This window comes from Actinotalea lenta, assembly GCF_030586465.1.
Taxonomy (GTDB): domain Bacteria; phylum Actinomycetota; class Actinomycetes; order Actinomycetales; family Cellulomonadaceae; genus Actinotalea; species Actinotalea lenta.
On record NZ_JAUQYP010000001.1, the window covers coordinates 618951 to 638264 of the forward strand.

Here is a 19314-nt window from a genome sequence, read left to right on the forward strand (position 1 = left end):
TGGCCGGTCGTGCGCCGCGCTGCGCGGGGTCGGGGCCCCGCGGCGGTGGGGTCCGGGCACCAGGTGCCCGGACCCCACCGCGTGTGACGACCTCCGACGGTCAGCCCGCGGTGGTCGTCGTCCGACGGGTCACGACCCGGCGATCGCCGTCCGGATCGCGGTGGCGGCGTCCTTCATGGACTGCTCCGGGTCCTTGCCGGCGACGATGTCCGCGTAGGCGACACCCAGCGGCTGCCAGACCTCGGCCATGGCCGGGATCGCGGGCATGGGGTCGGCCTTCTCCGCGGCCTGGGCGATCACGGCGAAGTCCGGGTTGTCCTGCTGGATCGAGTCGCGCACTGCCGTCATGGCGGGCGGCAGGTTGGCCTTCTCGTACAGCGTGGTCATCGCGTCGACGTTGTTGACCCCGTTGATGATGAAGTCCTGTGCGAAGGACTTGTTCTTGCCCTTGGACGCGACGTAGAAGGCCTGCGCACCCATGAACGGCTGAGCGGGGTTCATGCCCTTGAAGCCGGGGATCGGCTGCAGCGTGTAGCCGTCGTTGCCCAGGCCCTTGCGGACGTCGTTGAGCGCCCAAGGTCCGGAGATCATGCAGGCGGCCTTGCCGTCGGCGAACAGCGAGATGTTGTTGTCGCTGGAGATCGACGTGCGCAGCACGTTCTGACCCTTCTCGCCGAGCTCACCGATCTTCTTCGCGGCTGCCAGGCCGCCGGGCGAGTCCAGACCGAGGTCGTTCGGGTTGTAGTTGCCGTCCGCGTCCTTGCCGAACAGGTAGCCACCTGCCGAGGTGAACAGCGGCTCCATGTGGTACGCGTCGCCGTTCTCGCCCACCGGGAGATTGAGCGCGGACTCGACGGTGCCTGCGTCCACGGCCTTCTGGCCCGCGGCGATCGCGTCGTCGAGAGTGGCGAACGTGGTGTCCCCGACCACGGACTTGTTGCAGAACAGCGCGAGCGACTCGACGCCGTAGGGCAGACCGTAGAGCTGCGAGTCGTAGGTCACGGCCTTGATGGCCGTCGGCGAGTACTTGGCGACCTGGTCGGCGGGGAGCTGCAGCGGGTCGATCGCTCCGTTCTGCACCAGCTGGCCGATCCAGTCGTGCGCGCCCACCAGGACGTCCGGCCCGTTGCCGGCCTGGTTGGCGGTGATGAATGCGGCCCGCGTGTCGGTCACGGCCTGCACCCCGACGGTGATGCCGTTGGCCGCGGCGTAGGTGTCGGCCACTGCCTGCATGGCCGCGAGGTGGGTGTCGTCCGTCCAGATCACGAGGTCCTCGTTGCCACGGACCGGGGCGGCGTCGGTCGCCGACTCGGACGGGGTGGCGCTCTCGGTGGCGGTCTCGGTGGCGGGCGAGGTGGCACCCCCGGTCGTCGTGTCCGTCGTTCCTGACGAGCACGCGGCCAGCAGCAGGCCGGCGCCGACGGCGACAGCCATACCGCGAGGGATCCTGCGCATGTCTTTCCTCCATCATCGGTGGTTCGCGCCGTCCGGCGCCCCGATGAGGGGGCACTGGCAGCTGCGGCAGTACGGCGAAGGTAGCAAGCCCTTACATTCACTGCAAGAACTTTCAGTATCACGATTCGGCCACTATGCTCGCTGGGCGTGAGGCTTCGGCTGGTCGACATCGCCCAACGCGCCGGCGTGAGTGAGGCGACGGTCTCACGCGTGCTCAACGAGAAGCAGGTGTCCGACGCCGCCCGCGACAAGGTCCTCACCGCGATCGACGTCCTGGGCTACGAGCGCCCGGCCCGGCTGCGGCGACGCGCGACCGGCCTGGTGGGTCTCGTGGTCCCCGAGCTGACCAACCCGGTGTTCCCGCTGTTCGCCCAGCTCATCGAGACGGCGCTGGCCAAGCACGGGTACGTGCCGCTGCTGTGCACCCAGACACCCAACGGCCTGCACGAGGACGAGTACGTCGAGATGCTGCTCGAGCAGGGCACCTCGGGGATCATCTTCGTCTCCGGGATCCATGCGATCACCGAGGCCGACACCGACCGCTACGCCCGGCTGCGCGCCAGCGGCATCCCCATCGTCCTCATCAACGGCCACCAGCCCGACGTCGACGCACCGAGCCTGTCCCAGGACGACCGGGCGGCGGTCGAGCTCGGCGTGGAGCACCTGCGCCAGCTCGGCCACAACCGGCTCGGCCTCGCGGTCGGCCCCTCCCGTTACACGCCCGCGAGCCGCCGCAGCACCGCGTTCGCCCACGCTGTCGAACGACGCCCGGGGCTGGTGGGTACCGCGGAGCACACCCAGTACACCGTCGAGGGTGGCGCTGCCGCGGCGCACGTCCTGCTCGACGGGGGCGTGACCGGAATCCTGTGCGGCTCCGACGTCATGGCGATGGGCGTCGTGCGCGCCGCGCGCCAGCGGGGCCTGCGCGTCCCGGAGGACGTCTCGGTGATCGGCTCCGACGACGGCATGCTCGCGCAGTACTCCGACCCGCCACTGACCACCATCCGCCAGGACGTGGCCGGCATGTCCGCCGCGGCCGTCAGAGCTCTGCTCGAGGAGATCGGCGGGACGCCCTCGCCACGCCGCGAGCACCTGTTCGCCCCCGAGCTCGTGGTCCGACGGTCCACCGGGCCCGCCCCCGCCCTGCGGTCCGCGGTCGCGGTCGAGAACGGCTGAGGGTCGTCACGACGGTGCTGCGCGGTCCGTCCGCCTCCGGGCGGACAGGGACGGGCCGTCCGGGGGGCGGCGGATAGCATCCGCCGGTGAGGCTCGTCGACCTGGTGCTCCCCGAGCGACTCGGCCGGCCGTTCCGCTGGCTCGTCGCCTCCTCGTGGGTGTCCAACCTGGGCGACGGGATCGCCCTCGCCGCCGGGCCCCTGCTGGTGGCCTCGCTCACCTCGAGCCCGTTCCTCGTCGCCCTCGCCGCCACGTTGCAGTGGCTGCCGGCCATGGTCGTCGGCCTGCTGGCCGGCGTGGTGACCGACCGGCGCGACAGACGCCGCATCGTCGTCCTCGTCGATGGCGCACGGGTCGGGGTGCTCCTCGTGCTGACCGCGACGATCCTGACCAGGCACCTCACCATCGGGCTCGCCCTGGGGACCATGCTCGTGCTGGGCACGGCGGAGGTGTTCGCCGACAACGCCCAGTCCACGATGCTGCCGATGGTGGTGCCGCGCCAGGACCTCGGCGTGGGCAACCAGCGGATCCAGACCGGGCTCCTGACCCTGAACCAGATGGCAGGCCCTCCGCTGGGTGCGGCGCTGTTCGCGCTCGGCTCCGCAGTGCCGTTCGGCACCCAGGCAGCGCTGTCGGCACTGGCCGTTGGCCTGGTCACCAAGGTCGCGCTGCCGCCGCACGCCACGGACACGCCCGCCGGCGCACGGATCCACCAGGACATCGCCGACGGCTTCCGATGGACGGTGCGTCATCCGGCGGTGCGCACCCTCGTCCTGACGATCTTCACGTTCAACATCACGTTCGGCGCCGCATGGTCCGTCCTCGTGCTCTACGCGACCGAGCACCTGGGCCTGGGTGCCGTGGGGTACGGGTTGATCACGACGTTCATCGCGGTCGGCGGACTCGTGGGCACCGCGTCGTACGGCTGGCTGACGCGCCGGCTCACGTTGAGCCAGATCATGCGGATCGGCCTGGTGATCGAGACGCTGACGCACCTGAGCCTCGCCCTGACCACCGTCCCGTGGGTGGCGATGACGGTCTTCGCGGTGTTCGGCGCGCACGCCTTCGTGTGGGGGACGACCTCCGCGACCGTCCGTCAGCGCGCCGTGCCGACGCGGCTGCAGGGGCGGGTGGGGTCGGTGAACCTCGTCGGTTCCACCGGGGGTCTCGTCCTCGGATCGCTGCTGGGCGGCGTGCTCGCGCAACGCTGGGGGCTGACCGCGCCCTTCTGGTTCGCGTTCGGCGGCTCGGCGGTGTTCGTGGTCGCGATCTGGGGCCAGCTGCGCCACGTCGCACACGACGAGCTGCGCGACGTGCAGCCGAGCACCGCCGTGTGACCACGCGCCGTGCGACAGTGTCGCCATGATCCGACCGTGGTGGCCGCGGAGCCTGCGCTGGACCGGTGAACCGTCGAACCTCTCCCCGAGCCAGCGTGCCGGGATCGTGGCCGCAGCGGCCTCGGTCCCCACCAGCCTGGTGCCGCTGCTGCGGCCACGCACGGCGACCGACCAGGGACTCATCACCGGGCTGTCCTCCGCGCTCGACTACGCCCTGACGTCCGGCATGCACGAGGCGGTGCTGAGCACGTCCCGCGGCGTCCTGCGGCTGGTGGGCCGCAGCACTGACGTGCGCACCACGGCCCGCACGACGTTGCTCGTGGACGCGATCGCACTAGCCACGTCGCTCGCCGCCAGGACCTGGCTCGAGCGCGGGAGCGGTGCCGGTACGGCCCGCGCACTGGCGGCTGCGCTGGCTCGGCGCACGGGGTCGGCCGCAGCCTTCGGGCTGGTCGCCGGTGGGCTGGACGCCGTCCCGAACCTCGAAGGCCAGCGTCACCCGCTGACCCGGGTGCTGCACACCGTCCCGGTGGCGGTGGCGGCCGGGGCGACCCTCACCGTCGTGGGTCTCGAGCTGCGTCGACGCCGGGCCCAGGCCGCGGGGGCAGCGCTCGGTCACCGCACGGCCCCGACCGCGCAGTCGCTCGGCGTGGCGGTGCTCGCCGCGACCGGCGCCGCGGCGATCTCTGCGGTCGAGCGCGAGATCGCGACCGGCGCCGAGCGGGTGATCGCGCGCGCCACCGGTACGCCCGGCTACGGGTCGGGCATCAGCCATGTGGTCTCGATCGGCGTGATCGGCGGGGCTCTGGCGGCGGTGGGGGCGCGGGTGATCAGCTCCGTGGAGCGTTCGGTGAGCGCCCCGGACCCCGCCCTGACCGAGGCGCCGAGGTCGGCACAGGTCAGCGGCGGGCCAGGCAGCGTCGTCGACTGGGCTCCCCTGACGCGCGAGCCGCGACGGCACCTGGCCGCCCGCACGTCGGCGGCGCGCATCCAGGAGGTCATGAGCGAGCCGGCCCAGGAGCCGCTGCGCCTGTACGTGGGGCTGACCAGCGCCCCCACCCCCGCCGACCGGGTGGACCTGGCGATGGCCGAGCTCGAGCGCACCGGCGCCCTGGACCGGTCGCTGCTCGTGCTGTGCTCCCCGACCGGCACGGGGTACGTCAACCACGCGGCGGCCGCGGCCTGGGAGTACCTGTCCCGTGGCGACTGCGCGACGCTGACGATGCAGTACTCGATCCGCCCGTCGCTGATGTCGCTCGACAGGGTGGACGACGGGCGGCGGCAGAACCACGCGCTGTGGATGGCGCTTGCCGAGGCCCTGGGGTCCCGGGCCCCGCAGCGCCGGCCCAAGGTCGTGATGTTCGGCGAGAGCCTCGGGGCGCACACCGGCCAGGACCCGTTCCTGCACTCCGGGACCCGGGGGATGCGGGCCCTGTTCATCGAGCGCGCGCTGTGGCTGGGCACGCCGTACATCAGCGAGTGGGCGCGCGAGGCGCTCGAGGCGGCGGACGGCAACGTGCGACCGGGGGAGGTCGTCCGGATCGCGCGGGCTGAGCAGATCGACGATCTCGACGCGCCCGCTCGGGACGCAGCACGGTACGTCCTGCTCGCCCACGACGACGACGGCGTCGCGCTCTTCGGGCTCGAGCTGCTCTACCGGAGCCCGGCGTGGCTCGGCCGGGACCGACCGACCGCCGTGCCGGCACAGGCCGGCTGGTCCGTCCCGACGACGTTCCTGCAGACCGCGATCGACACCAAGAACGCGATGGACGTGGTGCCCGGGAAGTTCACGGCGCTGGGCCACGACTACCGCGCCGACATCGCGCGAGCGGTCCGGTTCGCCTACGACCTGCCGTGCACCGACGCGCAGCTCGAGGCGATCGAGGCCACGCTGCGGCGCGAGGAGCTCGAGCGGGCGGCGGCCTGGGGCTGACGACGGCGCGTCACTCCCCGGCGTCCAGCTGGCGTTCGGTGCGCAGGGACACCCGTGCCACCCGGAAGATGGCCCGGACCAGGACCGCGAGCAGGATGACGTCGAGCAGCATCTGGACCGTCACGATCGCGCGCGCAGCGTCGCTCAGCGCGGCCACGTCGCCGAAGCCGACCGTGGTCGCCGTCGCGACCGTCAGGTACATGGCGGAGACCCTGGTCAGTGGCTCGGAGAAGTTCGCGGGGTCGACCGCGGACATCGTCCAGTAGGTCGACGCGACCACCACCAGGAACACGGCCGTCAGGGAGCCCACGGCCTCGACGGCGCGCAGCTCGGGGAGCTCGGCCCGCAGGATGCGCCGCAGCTGCCAGCCGAGCAGCGCCAGGAAGACCGACGTGCCGACCACGGTCACCACGATCGTCGCGCCGTCCCGCGGCGCCCGGGTGGGCACGGCGAAGTACCCGACGGTCAGGACCGTCCAGGTGAGCAGCACCCTGAGCACCGATCGCGCGAGCTCCCTGCGGCGACGCGGCGCGTCGAGGTCTGCGAGCCTGGTCGGGCCCGTCACGTCTCCACCTCCGCGCCTGCCGACCCGTCCTCCCTCACAGCGACCGGCGGGGGTTCGCCCTCCAGGTCGTGCTTGAGCCGGTACACGACCTGGTAGGTCCTGCCGGAGTTCTTCACCACGGCCGTGACCATCGCGGCCACGGGCAGCGCCATGAACGCGCCCATCGGTCCGGCGATCGCGCCGCCCGCCAGGGCGGAACCGAAGGCGACCGCCCCGTTCAGCTCCATGGTCCGCGCCGAGAGGCGTGGGCTGAGCACCAGGTTCTCGATCTGCTGGTAGACCGTGACCCAGACCAGTAGCACCAGCGCCGCACCCACGCCCCGGACGGCGAGGGTCACGACGATGGGGATCGCCGCCCCGATGAACGTGCCGATCACCGGGATGAACTCCGAGAAGAAGCCCATGAAGACCGCCATCGGAAGGGCGAACACCAGGGGCAGGCCCAGCATCAGCATGACGGCGAGCGCGAGAGTCCCGTTGACCAGCATGAGCAGGAGCCGGGAGTAGAAGTAGCCGCCGGTCTGGTCGATGGAGATGTCCGAGATCCATCCGAGGCGCTGCTGGCGCGCGGGGGGCATCCGGGACATCAGGGCGCGCTCGAGGCGCGGGTAGTCGGCGGCGATGTAGAACGTGAAGGACGCGATGGTGAGCAGGTCGAAGGCTAGCCCGATCCCGGAGGAGACCATGCCGAGCACGTCGTCGCCCCAGGTCACCAGGGCCGCCCGGGCCGCGTCCCCGAGCACCGCGCCGGTCTGCGGGTCAAGGATCGGCACACCCAGCAGCTCCGACCCGAGCGTGTTGAGCTGGGCGACCCACCCCCCGGCCGAGTCCCCCAACGCCTGACCGAAGCGCACGATCGCAGGGATGAGCACGGCGACCATCAGGCCCGCGCCGAGCACGCCGGTGAGGTAGATGACCCCGACGGCTGCACCGCGGCGCCAGCCGAACCGGCGCTGCAGGGCCGCGACGCCGGGGATGATGGCGAGCGCGAAGAAGGCGGACACCACCAGCAGAGCCAACAGGTGACGGGCCTGGTAGGCGACGAGCAGCCCGGCTGCCGTGAGCAGCCCGACGGCGACGACCTTCCACAGCACCCGCCACACCAGTCGGTCCAGGGCGGCCTGGTCGATCACGAGGGGCCGGGTCACGCCGTCGGGCGGGGCCGGCGACGCACCCGACGGGACGAAGGGCGCATCGGCTCGCGGCTGGACGACCGCGCCGTCCGGCTCGGGGTGCGGGGCGTCTGAGACCTGATCCGCCATCTGGGCCTCCCGAGGGGAAACGTAGCGCGGTCGGGTGCCCGGGCGGGAGGGTCGTTCGCAGGACGATGTCCGCGGGTGATGGCACGGTGGGTCCGTGATCCGAGTGCTGCTGATCCGGGCCGTGAACGTGGGCGGCGCGACCATGCCGATGGGGGAGCTGCGCGCGGTGTTGAGCGAGCTGGGCGCTGCGGAGCCGCGCACCTACCTGGCCTCGGGCAACGCGGTCGCCGACGTGCCGGGTGATCCTGCGGCGTTCGACCGGGCACTGGCCGACGCCATCGAGGGCCGGTTCGGCTTCCGGCGCGACGTGGTCTCCCGCACCCCGCACGAGGTGGCGGACGCCCTGGTAGCGCACCCGTTCGAGGTGCTCGACCCGAAGTACTCCTACGTGTCGTTCCTGGTGGGCGCGCCGTCGCCGGACGGGATCGCCGCCGCGGGTGACGTCCCCACGGGGGAGGACCGGTGGCAGGTGGCAGGCCGGGAGCTGCACCTGCGGTTCGCGGTCGGGATGGGCCACGCCACGCTGGACACCGACCGGCTGCACCGCCGCCTGGGCGTGGCCGGCACGGCACGCAACCTGCGAACGGTGCGGGCTCTGGTCGACCTCGCCGGCCACGCCTGAGCCGCATGCCCGGGCCTGAGGGCGTCGGCGGCCCTACGCTCGCTGCCATGTCCGACACCGCGCGGCACGCCGCTGACGCCGAGGCCCCGGCCGAGCACGTCCGTCCCGAGATTGTCATCGACCTCGGTGTCTACGCGGACGGCCGTCGCCTACCGGACGAGCCGTCGCTGCGTGACGCGATCCGGGCCGCGCGCGACGCAGGCGGCTTCGTCTGGCTGGGCCTGGCCAACCCGACCGAGGCCGAGGTCGTCGAGGTGGCCCACGAGCTCGACCTCCCCGAGCTCGCCGTCGAGGACGCGGTGACCGCCCACCAACGCCCCAAGCTCGAGGTGTACGGCGACCAGGTGTTCGTGGTACTTCGACCCGTCCGGTACGTCGACCGCCGGGAGGTGGTCGACGTGGCTGAGGTCGCGCTGTTCCTGGGGCCCGGGTTCGTCGTCACGGTCCGGCACGGGCACAACGACGTGATGCAGCGGGTGCGCCGCGAGCTCGACGCGCCGTCGTCCGAGCTCCTCGCGTTCGGGCCCGCGGGGGTCCTCTACCGCGCGGCGGACCTCGTCGTCGACGACTACGAGTCGGTGGTCACCGACCTGGACGTCGACGTCGACGAGATCGAGGACGAGGTTTTCGGCCCGGACGAGGAGGACCACTCGCAGCGGATCTACCGGCTCAAGGAGGAGGTCGCCTCGTTCCGGCGCGCGATCGCGGGCCTGGCCCGGCCGCTCGAGCTGCTCACCGCGGGCCGCGTCCCGCAGGTGACGGCCGGCGCCGCGGAGTACTTCCGGGACGTGCACGACCACGTGATCCGCGCCCAGGAGTCCATCGACGTCATCGACCGCCAGCTCACGGACGTGCTCGAGGCCAACACGGCCCGCGTGACCATGGTGCAGAACCGGATCGGCCTGCAGCAGAACTCCGACATGCGCAAGATCTCGGCGTGGGCGGCGATGGCCCTGGTGCCGACCCTGATCGCCGGGATCTACGGCATGAACGTGCGCAACCTGCCTGGTGCGGACTCGTCGGCGGGTTTCGTCGTGGTGCTCGCCGTGATGGTCACGGCCTGCGTGGGCCTGTACACGGCGTTCCGCCACAACGGCTGGCTGTAGCGCGGCGCCGCGTGGCCTACGTCCCGGTCGAGAGCCCCGTGCACCCGCAGGACTCGCGGTGCTTGAGCGTGGGCTCGAGCCGCCGATGGCGCGGTGGCAGGTCCCGGTCCGCCAGACGGTCCAGGAGCATGGACACAGCCCCGGCACCAAGCTCGTCGACCGGTTGGGACACGGCGGTGAGCCGCGGGCGGAAGATGTTCGCCCAGGGGAAGTCGTCGAACGCGACCAGGGCCATGTCGCGGGGCGCCTCCATGTGGTGATGCTGGAGAGCCGCCATCGTGCCGATCGTCACCTGGTTGTTGCCCATCACGATGGCCGTCGGGGGCTCGGGCAGGCCCAGCAACGTGGCCACCGCATCGTCGGTGGTCTCCTCACTTCCGCGGACTCCGACCTGGACGAGGTCCTCGTCTCGCGTCAGACCATTCCGCTCTATCCCGTTCCAGTACCCGCTGAGCCGCTCGATCGTCGTCTCGAGCATCGGGTCACTCGTGATCGTCGCGATCCTCGAGTGCCCGATCTGCGCCAGGTGGTCGACCAGCCGTGCCGTGGGCTCTTCGTTCACGACGCCGATCGCGTCGACTCCCGGACGCTCGCGCGTCGGGATGCGGTCGATGAGGACAACAGGGATCCGTCGCTGGACGAGGGCGTCGAGCACGGAGTCGGCCTCGCCACTCGGCGCGATGACCATCGCGTCGACGCGGTGCGAGAGCAGGTCCCGCACGGCACGTCGCTCACGTACGGGGTCGTCATGAGTGTCCGCGAGCAGCAACGAGTACCCCGCCCGGGAGATGCTCCGTTCGATCGCGTGGACCACGGTCCCGAAATAGGGGTTCGAGATGGCGGACATGGCCAGACCGATGGTCTGCGTGGTCCCCGTGCGCAGCGACCTACCGATCCCGTCGCTCAGGTAGCCGGTCGCCTCGATCGCCTCGAGGACTGCTCTCTCGGTCTCGGGATCGACCTTGCGCGTCTTGTTGATGACGTGCGAGACGGTGGTCGCGGAGACCTGAGCGACCCGAGCAACGTCCCGCATCGTCACCATCGAAACTCCTCAATCGCAGCCGGGTGCCATGGCTCAGATCCACTCGATAACCTGGTCGGCCCGGTGCCTCGTCGACGCGATGAGACGCGCGTTGTCCTCGTCCGGTCCCAGAGCCCAGGCAATTGCCTCGTCACGAGCCTTGCCGAATGCCACGTGCCGATCAATGAGACGCTCCAGGCGGACATCGCGCGGCACCTCGACAAACCATACTTCGTCCACGTACTTCCGGACCTTCGTCCACGGGTCCAGGTCCGCGAGAAGGTAGTTGCCCTCCGTCAGCACGACCGGGATTTCACGCGGGATCGGGATGCTGGCAGCAATGGGTTCTTCCAGGCCCCTCCGATAGGAGGGAGCGTAGACGACTTCCTCGTCGCGGGCCCTCAGCCGCTCGAGCAACGCGACGTAGCCGTCCGCGTCGAACGTGTCGATCGCCCCTTTTCGGTCCTCGAGCGGTGTGCCTGCGATCACGCTGCCGGCCAGGTGGAAACCGTCCATCGGAACAGTCACGCACACGTCGCTGCCCAGGTGCTGCGCAACGAGCTCTGCGACGGTCGACTTGCCGGATCCGGGTTCCCCGACGAGACCCACGATGTACCGGGCCGACGTTTGCGCCGCACGGCCGCGAAGGCGTTCGACCAGCGTGCCGAGGTCAGGCACTGATGCGATGTCCACAAGTCTTCCTTCGCGCTCGCCGTCCAGGGGTCCCGTCCGTCCTCTACTGGTGACCGTTTTCACTCATCGGGTACACCACGACCTCCGTGATGCGCGCGTTGGCGGGCTGGTTGATCGCGTACATCACCGACTCGGCGACGGTCTTCGGGCTCAGCCGGTCGAGCTGCTTGGCCGCCTCCGGGTCGATCCCCGTACCGAACGCCCAGGTCGTGTCGATCCCGGCCGGGCAGATCGCGGTGACCTTGATGCCCTGGGGGCTGAGCTCCTTGTCCAGACCGCGAGACAGGCCGACGACCGCCCACTTCGTCGCCGAGTACGCGGACGCGCCGGCGAATCCTGCCAGGCCGGTGATCGACGCGATGTTGACCAGGTTTCCGCCGCCCTGGGCCTCGAGGTGCGGGATGACCGCTCGGGAGTACAGGAACACGCTCCGAAGATTGACACGGACCTGCTCGTCGAAGTCGTCCACGGCCATCTCTGCCAGGGGTCCGAGGATCCCGATCCCGGCGTTGTTGACGAGGATGTCGAGCGTGCCCGACGTCGAGAGGGCTGCAGCCACCACGCGGTCCACGTCCTCCTCGGCGCTCGCGTCACCGGGAACCGCCGTGACGGCGCCCCCACGCTCGACGATCTCCTCGGCGACGGAGTCCAGCGCCGCGGCTCCACGGGCGGTGATCACGACGTGGGCGCCCTCGGCCGCGAGGGCAAGCGCCACCTCGCGTCCCACCCCACGGCTCGCGCCGGTGACGATCGCGGTCCGTCCGGACAGAGTGCTCATCATGGTTGCCTTTCCTAGGAGATCGTTCACGCGGTCTGACGGAGTCCGAGGCTCAGGACGATGCACGACGCGGGGCGCGTGTCCCCCGTCATGATCGCCAGAGCCACGTCGTCGTCGTGGAAAGCGGTCCGGATCTGGGATCCCTTGACGGCCTCCACCTGCACCGACGGCCCCAGGAGCCGCCGGTAGTCCGTCCAGATCTCCGGGAGGCTCCCGTCCTCGAAGACGGCGGCGGCCGCACTCTCGATCGCCACCTGCTCGACGAGCACCTCGAGCACCTGCGTGACGGTCAGAAGGCCGGGCGCCAGGTTCAGGTAGACCTTGGGGACCTTCGGCCCGAGGAAGGTCGTCGAGGGGAAGTGCCCGTCGGCGACGAGCACCTTCGAGGTGTGCCCGGCACGCGCGAGCGCCAGGAGGATGTCGGGGTGGATGATGCTTCCGTTGATCACGGGAGTTCCTTTCACTTCATGACGTCAGTGATCTGGACGAGGCGGCGCACGCGCCACGGGATGCGCCCGTCGCACGCCTGTGCGTTCGGTGCCCGAGCGGCGGGCGCATCCCTGCGGCGAGGGGGGCCGAGAACGCGACCCGGGGCGGCTACTGGTAGAGCAGGGCCGCGATCTTCGGGTCGTCGATGTTGGTCGAGTCGTACCAGTAGGAGCCGGTGTCGGTGAAGTCGTCCACCGTCTTGCCGGTGGCCACGTCGTAGGCGCTCTGCACGACCTGCGCGCCCATCCCGATCGGGTCCTGGGTGATGGCACCCGCCATGAGGCCGCTCTTGATCGCCTCGATCTGCGCAGCGCCCGAGTCGAACCCGACGATGGTGATGTCCCCGGGCTTCATGCCCAGCTCCTTGACACCGTTGACGACGCCGATCGCCGAACCCTCGTTGGTGGCGAAGATGCCCTTGAGGTCCGGGTGAGCCGCGATCATGGTCTTGGCGATGTCGGCCGACTCGAGGTGGTCGCCCTCGCCGTACTGGATGTCGACGATGTTGACGTCCGGGTAGTCCGACTTGATCGTCTCCACGAACCCGTCGCGGCGGTCGATCCCGGTCGTGGTGATCTGGCTGTGACCGACGACCGCGATGTCGCCCTCGCCGCCGATGAGGTCCGCCATGTGCTGGGCGGCGAGCGCCGCGGCCGCGTAGTTGTCGCTGGCCGCCAGGCTCGACGCGTAGTCGGAGTTGCAGGGGGTGTCGAACTCGATGATCGGGACCCCCTTGGCCTTCGCCTCCTCATAGGTGGGGATGCAGGCCTCCGGGTCGAGTGCCGCGAAACCGATCGCGGCCGGCTTCTTGTCGATCGCCGTCTTCAGCATCTGCAGCTGCTTGTCGATCTCGACCTCCGCCGCCGGGCCCTCGAAGGTGATGTCGACGCCCAGCTCCTCGGCCTTCTGCTCCGCACCCTTGCGGACGGCCTGCCAGAACTGGTGCTGATACCCCTTCGAGATCAGCGCGATCTGCATCTTCCCGCTGCCGCCACTGGCCTCCTTCGCCCCTGCGGTCTCGCCTCCCGCACAACCGGACAAGGCCAGTGCGGCCGAGGCGATCAGGGCCGCGAGCGCACCCACACGATGACGTGCCATGACTCTCTCTCCATTCCTCTGGGTCTTCCGTCAGCGGGCGCCGACGGCCCGACATCTCTCTGACTGCGCCTGGCGACTCGCCGTCACCGTGGAGTGGTGGGCGCATGCACCACCGGGTGCGGACGCTCAGGCTCGCGAACGATTGCGGAGCGAGTCGGAGAACACCGCGATCAGGATCACGAAACCCACCACGACGTTCTGCCACTCGGTCTGGATGGACATGATCCGCAGGCCGTTGATCAGCACGCTCATGATCAGGGCTCCGATCACGGTCCCGAGCATCGATCCACGACCCCCGAGGAGCGACGTCCCACCGATGACCACGGCCGCGATCGCCTGGAGCTCGTATCCCAGGCCGAGCTGGGGCTGGGCCGAGTCGAGGCGCGAGGCCATCACCACGCCCGCGGTCCCGGTGAAGACGCCGGACAGCGTGTAGATGGCGATCTTCCAGTTCCGCGTGTTGACGCCCGACAGGCGCGTGGCCTCCTCGTTGGAGCCGATCGCGAACGTGTAGCGGCCGAAGACCGTCTTGGTCAGCAGCAGGTACGCCAGGACCGCCACGACCACCGTGATGAGGACCGCGTTCGGGAGCCCGGGCACCACGGTCCCGAGTGCGATCTGCCTGAAGTTCGGCGCCGCCGTCGAGAAGTAGATCGGACGGATGCCGGAGACGATGAGCGCGAGACCCTGAGCGATCATCATCATCGCGAGGGTGGCGATGAAGGGGGGCAGCTTCAAGAACGTGATGTTTAGTCCGTTCGCCAGCCCCATCGCTGCGCCCGTTGCCACGCCACCGACGATCCCCAGCCACACAGGCAGGCCAAGGTTCACGACCATGACACCGGTGGTCACCGATGCCATCGTCATTCCGGTTCCGATCGACAGATCGATGCCGCCGGTGATGATGACGAACGTCGTCCCCAGGGCCAGGATCGCGACCACCGCGGTGGCGAGCAGAACCCCGGAGATGTTGCTCCAGCTGAAGAAGTTGTTGCCGAAGATGGAGAAGAAGGCGATCAGGACGGCCAGCGTCCCGAAGGCGAGGGACTGCTGCATCTGGCGACGTGCGAAAGCACGGACACGCATCCGACGGTTGTGTTGCCCGGTGGCCGCGCCGACCCCTTCTTCGAGCGGCTCGTTGGTGTCCGTCACAGGCGTACTGCTCTGCGTTGGGGCATTCATCAGTGCTCCTCCCCGTGGGCGGCTAGCTCCATGATCTTCTTCTGACTCGCTTCTTCGTTTCGAAGGGTGCCAACCACCTGACCGTTGGCCATCACGACGATCCTGTTGGCCACGCGGAGAATCTCCGGTAGCTCTGATGAGATGACGATGATGGATTTCCCGGATGCCGCGAGGCGTTGGAGAAGCTGGTAGATCTCCTCCTTCGCACCCACATCGATCCCGCGCGTCGGCTCATCGAAGATGAGGACGTCGCAGTCACGCAGAAGCCATTTCGCGATGACGACCTTCTGCTGATTACCGCCGGACAACAGCTTCACGGTCTGCGTGACGGACGGCGTCTTGATACGCAGGGCCTTGACGTACTCCTCGGCCCGAGCCTTGGTCTGGGAGTCGCGCATCCAGCCGAGCGCGTTCGCGTGACCGGGGAGGGAGGCGAGCACCGTGTTGAAGGTGACGTCCTGCTCGAGCATGAGACCCAGCAGCTTGCGGTCCTCGCTGAGGTAGCCGATGCCCAGCTTCACGGCGTCGGCGGGCTGCTTGATGTCAGCGGCCCGGCCGTTGACGGTGATGGTGCCGCCGTCGCGCGGGTCTGCACCGATCATGGCTCGCGCCGTCTCGGTACGCCCTGCGCCCATGAGGCCCGCGAAGCCCAGGATCTCGCCGCGATGCAGCTCGAAGCTCACGCCTTTGAGGAGGGAGCGGGTCCTCAGCTCCTCCACCTTCAGCACCACCGGATCACCCAGGTGCTCGCGCGCAGCGGGTCGGGCGTTCTCGTCGATGTGCCGGCCGACCATCATCTCGATGATGGTCGGGATGTCGATCTCCGCCTTCTCCAGCGTCCCGATGAACTCGCCGTCGCGCAGCACCGTGACGCGGTCGGCGAGACGCCTCACCTCGTCCATCCGGTGCGAGATGTAGATGATCCCGGTCCCGCGCGCCCGCAGCTGCTCGATCAGGGTGAAGAGGGTCTCGACCTCGCTGTCCGTGAGCGCCGAGGTGGGTTCGTCCATGATCAGCACCTTGGCGTTGAAGGACAGCGCCTTGGCGATCTCGACCATCTGCTGCTTGGCGATCGTCAGCTCGCCGACCAGCTGCTTCGGGTCCAGGTCGATCCCCAGCCGCCCGAGCAGCTCCGCCGTCTTCCTGGTGAGCTGCGCCTCGGAGAGGAAGGGTCCGCGCCGGGGCTCGCGTCGGATGAAGATGTTCTGCGCGACCGTGAGGTCGGGCATGAGGTTCATCTCCTGGTGGATGATGCTGACGCCCATCTCCTGCGCATGCAGCGGGCTGTCCACCTCCACCTCGACGCCGTCGAAGTAGATGCGTCCGGCGTCCCTGGTGTAGATGCCCGACAGGATCTTCATCAGGGTGGACTTGCCCGCGCCGTTCTCGCCGACCAGCGCGAGCACCTCACCGGACCGGACGTCGAGGCTGACGTCCTTGAGTGCCCGGACACCCGGGAACCCCTTGCTGATCCCCGCGAGCTCGAGGCGTGGTGCGGTCGTCATCACATCCGCTCCTTTGACGGCTGAGGTGGGACACGCGAACCAGGACGTTCTGGTCCACGCCACGACGTTCATCGGCTCGTCGCCTGCACTGGCCGGGAGTCTGGCACAGAGGAATACGATTGCGCAATCGTATGCGCGACTGCTGTGCGGCGGTCGTGCGCGCCGGTTCGGATGCGGACCCCGGGCCCCGCGGGGCCTCGCGCGCCCCCGGACCGCGCGCACCACCGGGGTTCGGAGGGCCTCCCGCCCCGTGCTAGCCTTCTGGCTCACGCGCGAGTGGCGAAATGGCAGACGCGCTGGCTTCAGGTGCCAGTGCCCGCAAGGGCGTGGGGGTTCAAGTCCCCCCTCGCGCACACATCGGTGGCGGCTCTCCCATGCCCCGGGGAGTCGCCCAGACCGGGACGTCAGGCATGACGAGCGACGGTCCTGCCGGGGTGCACGCAGCGCAGGGCCTCGAGCCGTGCGGAGCGCGCCGAGGGCACCTGCTGGCGCGGCGCGGACGCCGATGGGCAGGCACCCCTCCCATCGGCGGATACGATCGGGTGGGGACCCCCGGGACCGTCCTCCGTCGCGCGCCGCCGAGCACGCGTCTCTGTCTCGGGTACTCATGGACTCGAAGGCGCGGAGGGAGGTGGCATGGGCATCCTCGACAAGTTCGAGAAGGGCGTGGAGCGCGCCGTCAACTCCGCGTTCGCCAAGACCTCCCGCGGCGACCTGAAACCTGTCGAGATCGCCAGTGCCCTGCGGCGCGAGCTCGACGACCGCGCGGCCGTGGTCGGGCGCGACCGCACCGTCGTCCCGAACGAGTTCACGGTCGAGCTCTCGCCCACGGACCTCGCTCAGGTCGAGGGGTGGGGGGCCGACACCCTCGCCGACGAGCTCGCCACCACCGTCACCGAGCACGCCGGCCGCCAGCGCTACGCCTTCGTGGGCCCCGTCACCGTGACCTTCGTGGAGGGCGACACCCTCGACCCCGGCCGATTCCAGCTCCGCAGCGCGACGGTGCGGGGCGCGGTGGCCCCCGCCACCTCCGCGGCGAGCTCGCGGCACCCGATGGTCGACATCGACGGTCAGCGGTACCTGCTGACCGGCCCGGTCACCGTCATCGGTCGCGGCAGCGACGCGGACATCATCGTCGACGACCCGGGGATCTCCCGGCGCCACCTGGAGATCCGCGTCACCCCGGACGGCGTCATCGCATCCGACCTCGGATCGACGAACGGCACCTACGTCGAGGGTCACCTCGTGCCTGCGGCCACGCTGGTGGACGGCAACACCGTGACCATCGGCCGTACCCAGATCCTGTTCTGGACCGGAGCCGACGACGACGAGGAGGGGTGAGGCCCGCGTGAGCGAGCTGACGATCACTCTCCTCCGACTCGGCTACCTGGTTCTGCTCTGGTTGTTCGTGCTCACCGCGATCGCCGTGCTGCGGCGCGACCTGTACGGCACCCGGGTCGTGCAGCGCCGGCTGCGGGTGCGACCCACCGCACCGCGCCGGACCCCGACGCAGCCCCCGGAGGCTGCCCCTGCACCCCCGCCGGTCCCCGCGCCGCCGGCAGGGCCACGCCGCATCGCGGTGACCGGGGGGCCGCTGCGTGGGACCACCGTGCCGCTCGGGTCGGCGGCGGTGCTGATCGGACGCGCACCCTCGTGCACCCTCGTGCTGGACGACGACTACTCCTCCCAACGTCACGCCCGCCTGTACCAGCAGGGCGGCCAGTGGTACGTCGAGGACCTCGGATCCACCAACGGCACCTTCGTCGGCCGCGAGCGCGTGACCGAGCCGACGCCCGTGGGCCCAGGGACCCAGCTGCGCGTGGGCCAGTCGACCCTGGAGCTGCAGCGATGAGCCGGGTGAGTCGATGACGGTGGCGCTGCGCTACGCCGCCAGGTCCGACGTGGGACTCGTGCGGTCGAACAACCAGGACTCCGCGTATGCCGGCCCACACCTCCTGGTGGTGGCCGACGGCATGGGCGGCCACGCCGGCGGCGACATCGCGTCGTCCGTGGCCGTGGCCCACCTGGCTCCGCTGGACGACGAGGCCCACGGGCCCGACGACGCGCTGGAGGAGCTGAGCCGCGCGCTGTCCGAGGCGCACGACGACCTCCTGGCTCGAGCGGAGGAGAACCCCGAGCTGGCGGGGCTGGGCACCACGGTCACCGCGCTGCTGCGAGCAGGCAACAAGCTCGCGATGGCGCACATCGGCGACTCGCGCGCCTACCTGCTGCGCGCCGGTGAGCTCACCCAGGTCACCACCGACCACTCGTTCGTCCAGCACCTGGTCAACACCGGCAAGATCACACCCGAGGAGGCGGAGCACCACCCGCACCGGTCGGTGCTGCTGCGCGTGCTGGGCGACTTCGACATGGAGCTCCTGCCGGACGTCTCGGTGCGCGAGGCGCGCGCAGGTGACCGGTGGCTGCTGTGCTCGGACGGCCTGTCCGGCGTCGTCAGTCGGGACACCATCGCCGAGACCCTCGCCGAGATCGCCGACGTGGGCGCGTGCGCGGACCAGCTCGTCCAGCTGGCGCTGCGCGGCGGCGCCCCGGACAACGTCACCGTCGTGGTCAGCGACGTCGTCGACGTCGACGACCTCCCGGACGGGGCGGCGCCCCCGACCGGCTCCCAGGTCGTCGGCTCCGCGGCCACCGACCGACACCGCCCCACCCGCGGTGGCGCCGGCGCCGCCGCGCGCGCCGCCGAGCACGCGGCCGCGAGCCGGCCCCCCGTCGAACCGCTGGACGAGGACGAGCCGCCACCGCGACGCACCCTGCGCCGCATCGTGTGGAGTGTCGTGGTGGTCCTCGTGCTCGCCGGACTGGGAGCCGCGGGCCGGTGGGGCTGGGTGTGGACGCAGGACCAGTACTACGTGGGTGTCGCCGACGGCTACGTCGCGATCTACCAGGGCATCGACCAGAACGTGGGGCCGCTCGAGCTGTCGCACGTCGTCGAGAAGTCCCCCCTGCGTCTGACGGACCTCCCGGGCTACATGCAGGACCGGGTCAACCAGACCGTGCAGCTGCCCACCCTGGCCGCCGCCGAGAAGTGGGTGGCGGACCGTGAGCACGAGGCGGTGGTCCCGTGACCG

18 protein-coding genes and 1 tRNA gene are annotated in these 19314 nt (G+C 70.4%); 9 read left to right on the plus strand and 10 right to left on the minus strand.

What is annotated here, in order from left to right; all coding sequences use genetic code 11:
- Window positions 1–129 precede the first annotated feature (129 nt).
- Complete coding sequence (locus Q6348_RS02890) at window positions 130–1455, minus strand: sugar ABC transporter substrate-binding protein (protein ID WP_304599831.1); 1326 nt, start codon at window positions 1453–1455, stop codon at window positions 130–132.
- Window positions 1456–1602: 147 nt separating this feature from the next.
- Between Q6348_RS02890 and Q6348_RS02895 the strand changes: the two genes are divergently transcribed.
- From Q6348_RS02895 to Q6348_RS02905, 3 genes are all read left to right on the plus strand, one after another.
- A complete protein-coding gene (locus Q6348_RS02895) occupies window positions 1603–2631 on the plus strand; it encodes a LacI family DNA-binding transcriptional regulator (RefSeq protein WP_304599832.1) in 1029 nt (342 codons plus the stop codon).
- 86 nt (window positions 2632–2717) lie between these two features.
- A complete protein-coding gene (locus Q6348_RS02900; protein ID WP_304599833.1) occupies window positions 2718–3968 on the plus strand; it encodes an MFS transporter in 1251 nt (416 codons plus the stop codon).
- Window positions 3969–3993: 25 nt separating this feature from the next.
- Window positions 3994–5901, plus strand: coding sequence for an alpha/beta-hydrolase family protein (locus Q6348_RS02905; protein WP_304599834.1), 1908 nt, complete (start codon window positions 3994–3996; stop codon window positions 5899–5901).
- A 10-nt stretch (window positions 5902–5911) separates the two neighbouring features.
- Here Q6348_RS02905 and Q6348_RS02910 read toward each other — a convergent pair whose 3' ends face one another.
- Window positions 5912–6466: a potassium channel family protein gene (locus Q6348_RS02910; RefSeq protein ID WP_304599835.1), complete on the minus strand. Its 555-nt coding sequence runs from the start codon at window positions 6464–6466 to the stop codon at window positions 5912–5914.
- Window positions 6463–7728: an AI-2E family transporter gene (locus tag Q6348_RS02915; protein WP_304599836.1), complete on the minus strand. Its 1266-nt coding sequence runs from the start codon at window positions 7726–7728 to the stop codon at window positions 6463–6465. Before Q6348_RS02915 ends, Q6348_RS02910 begins: the two co-directional genes overlap by 4 nt.
- A 94-nt stretch (window positions 7729–7822) precedes the next feature.
- On the opposite strand from Q6348_RS02915, the gene Q6348_RS02920 reads away from it, so the two are divergent.
- Entirely contained in the window at window positions 7823–8350 is a 528-nt protein-coding gene (locus Q6348_RS02920) for a DUF1697 domain-containing protein (protein WP_304599837.1), read from the plus strand.
- Between the two features lie 47 nt (window positions 8351–8397).
- Window positions 8398–9456, plus strand: coding sequence for a magnesium and cobalt transport protein CorA (locus Q6348_RS02925; protein ID WP_304599838.1), 1059 nt, complete (start codon window positions 8398–8400; stop codon window positions 9454–9456).
- A gap of 16 nt (window positions 9457–9472) precedes the next feature.
- Here Q6348_RS02925 and Q6348_RS02930 read toward each other — a convergent pair whose 3' ends face one another.
- The 7 genes from Q6348_RS02930 to Q6348_RS02960 all read right to left on the minus strand — a co-directional run bounded on the left by Q6348_RS02930 (window position 9473) and on the right by Q6348_RS02960 (window position 16222).
- Window positions 9473–10498 (minus strand): LacI family DNA-binding transcriptional regulator, encoded by a 1026-nt coding sequence (locus tag Q6348_RS02930; protein ID WP_304599839.1) that lies wholly within the window; start codon window positions 10496–10498, stop codon window positions 9473–9475.
- 33 nt (window positions 10499–10531) lie between these two features.
- Entirely contained in the window at window positions 10532–11170 is a 639-nt protein-coding gene (locus tag Q6348_RS02935) for a nucleoside/nucleotide kinase family protein (RefSeq protein WP_304599840.1), read from the minus strand.
- A gap of 43 nt (window positions 11171–11213) precedes the next feature.
- Window positions 11214–11951 (minus strand): SDR family oxidoreductase, encoded by a 738-nt coding sequence (locus Q6348_RS02940; RefSeq protein ID WP_304599841.1) that lies wholly within the window; start codon window positions 11949–11951, stop codon window positions 11214–11216.
- Window positions 11952–11974: 23 nt separating this feature from the next.
- The gene (locus Q6348_RS02945) at window positions 11975–12397 is read right to left on the minus strand and encodes an RbsD/FucU domain-containing protein (protein WP_304599842.1); all 423 of its coding nucleotides are present in this window, start codon (window positions 12395–12397) and stop codon (window positions 11975–11977) included.
- Window positions 12398–12545: 148 nt separating this feature from the next.
- Complete coding sequence (locus tag Q6348_RS02950) at window positions 12546–13535, minus strand: ABC transporter substrate-binding protein (protein WP_304599843.1); 990 nt, start codon at window positions 13533–13535, stop codon at window positions 12546–12548.
- Between the two features lie 126 nt (window positions 13536–13661).
- A complete protein-coding gene (locus Q6348_RS02955; protein ID WP_304599844.1) occupies window positions 13662–14621 on the minus strand; it encodes an ABC transporter permease in 960 nt (319 codons plus the stop codon).
- Between the two features lie 95 nt (window positions 14622–14716).
- Entirely contained in the window at window positions 14717–16222 is a 1506-nt protein-coding gene (locus Q6348_RS02960) for a sugar ABC transporter ATP-binding protein (protein WP_304599845.1), read from the minus strand.
- A 270-nt stretch (window positions 16223–16492) separates the two neighbouring features.
- Here Q6348_RS02960 and Q6348_RS02965 point away from each other — a divergent pair.
- The 4 genes from Q6348_RS02965 (at window position 16493) to Q6348_RS02980 (ending at window position 19311) form a co-directional block, all read left to right on the plus strand.
- Window positions 16493–16575 (plus strand) — tRNA-Leu (locus tag Q6348_RS02965).
- Window positions 16576–16858: 283 nt separating this feature from the next.
- Window positions 16859–17563, plus strand: coding sequence for an FHA domain-containing protein (locus tag Q6348_RS02970; protein WP_304599846.1), 705 nt, complete (start codon window positions 16859–16861; stop codon window positions 17561–17563).
- A gap of 7 nt (window positions 17564–17570) precedes the next feature.
- A complete protein-coding gene (locus Q6348_RS02975; protein WP_304599847.1) occupies window positions 17571–18074 on the plus strand; it encodes an FHA domain-containing protein FhaB/FipA in 504 nt (167 codons plus the stop codon).
- A 13-nt stretch (window positions 18075–18087) separates the two neighbouring features.
- Window positions 18088–19311, plus strand: a complete 1224-nt coding sequence (locus tag Q6348_RS02980) for a PP2C family protein-serine/threonine phosphatase (RefSeq protein ID WP_304599848.1) — start codon at window positions 18088–18090, stop codon at window positions 19309–19311.
- Window positions 19312–19314: the final 3 nt, after the last annotated feature.

What these genes read in the sequence shown, in the direction of transcription:
- Q6348_RS02890 (WP_304599831.1), bottom strand. Translation starts at nt 1,455, where the DNA reads ATGCGCAGGATCCCTCGCGGTATGGCTGTCGCCGTCGGCGCCGGCCTG.
- Q6348_RS02905 (WP_304599834.1), top strand. Translation starts at nt 3,994, where the DNA reads ATGATCCGACCGTGGTGGCCGCGGAGCCTGCGCTGGACCGGTGAACCG.
- Q6348_RS02915 (WP_304599836.1), bottom strand. Translation starts at nt 7,728, where the DNA reads ATGGCGGATCAGGTCTCAGACGCCCCGCACCCCGAGCCGGACGGCGCG.
- Q6348_RS02925 (WP_304599838.1), top strand. Translation starts at nt 8,398, where the DNA reads ATGTCCGACACCGCGCGGCACGCCGCTGACGCCGAGGCCCCGGCCGAG.
- Q6348_RS02930 (WP_304599839.1), bottom strand. Translation starts at nt 10,498, where the DNA reads ATGGTGACGATGCGGGACGTTGCTCGGGTCGCTCAGGTCTCCGCGACC.
- Q6348_RS02940 (WP_304599841.1), bottom strand. Translation starts at nt 11,951, where the DNA reads ATGATGAGCACTCTGTCCGGACGGACCGCGATCGTCACCGGCGCGAGC.
- Q6348_RS02950 (WP_304599843.1), bottom strand. Translation starts at nt 13,535, where the DNA reads ATGGCACGTCATCGTGTGGGTGCGCTCGCGGCCCTGATCGCCTCGGCC.
- Q6348_RS02955 (WP_304599844.1), bottom strand. Translation starts at nt 14,621, where the DNA reads ATGCGTGTCCGTGCTTTCGCACGTCGCCAGATGCAGCAGTCCCTCGCC.
- Q6348_RS02960 (WP_304599845.1), bottom strand. Translation starts at nt 16,222, where the DNA reads ATGACGACCGCACCACGCCTCGAGCTCGCGGGGATCAGCAAGGGGTTC.
- Q6348_RS02970 (WP_304599846.1), top strand. Translation starts at nt 16,859, where the DNA reads ATGGGCATCCTCGACAAGTTCGAGAAGGGCGTGGAGCGCGCCGTCAAC.
- Q6348_RS02980 (WP_304599848.1), top strand. Translation starts at nt 18,088, where the DNA reads ATGACGGTGGCGCTGCGCTACGCCGCCAGGTCCGACGTGGGACTCGTG.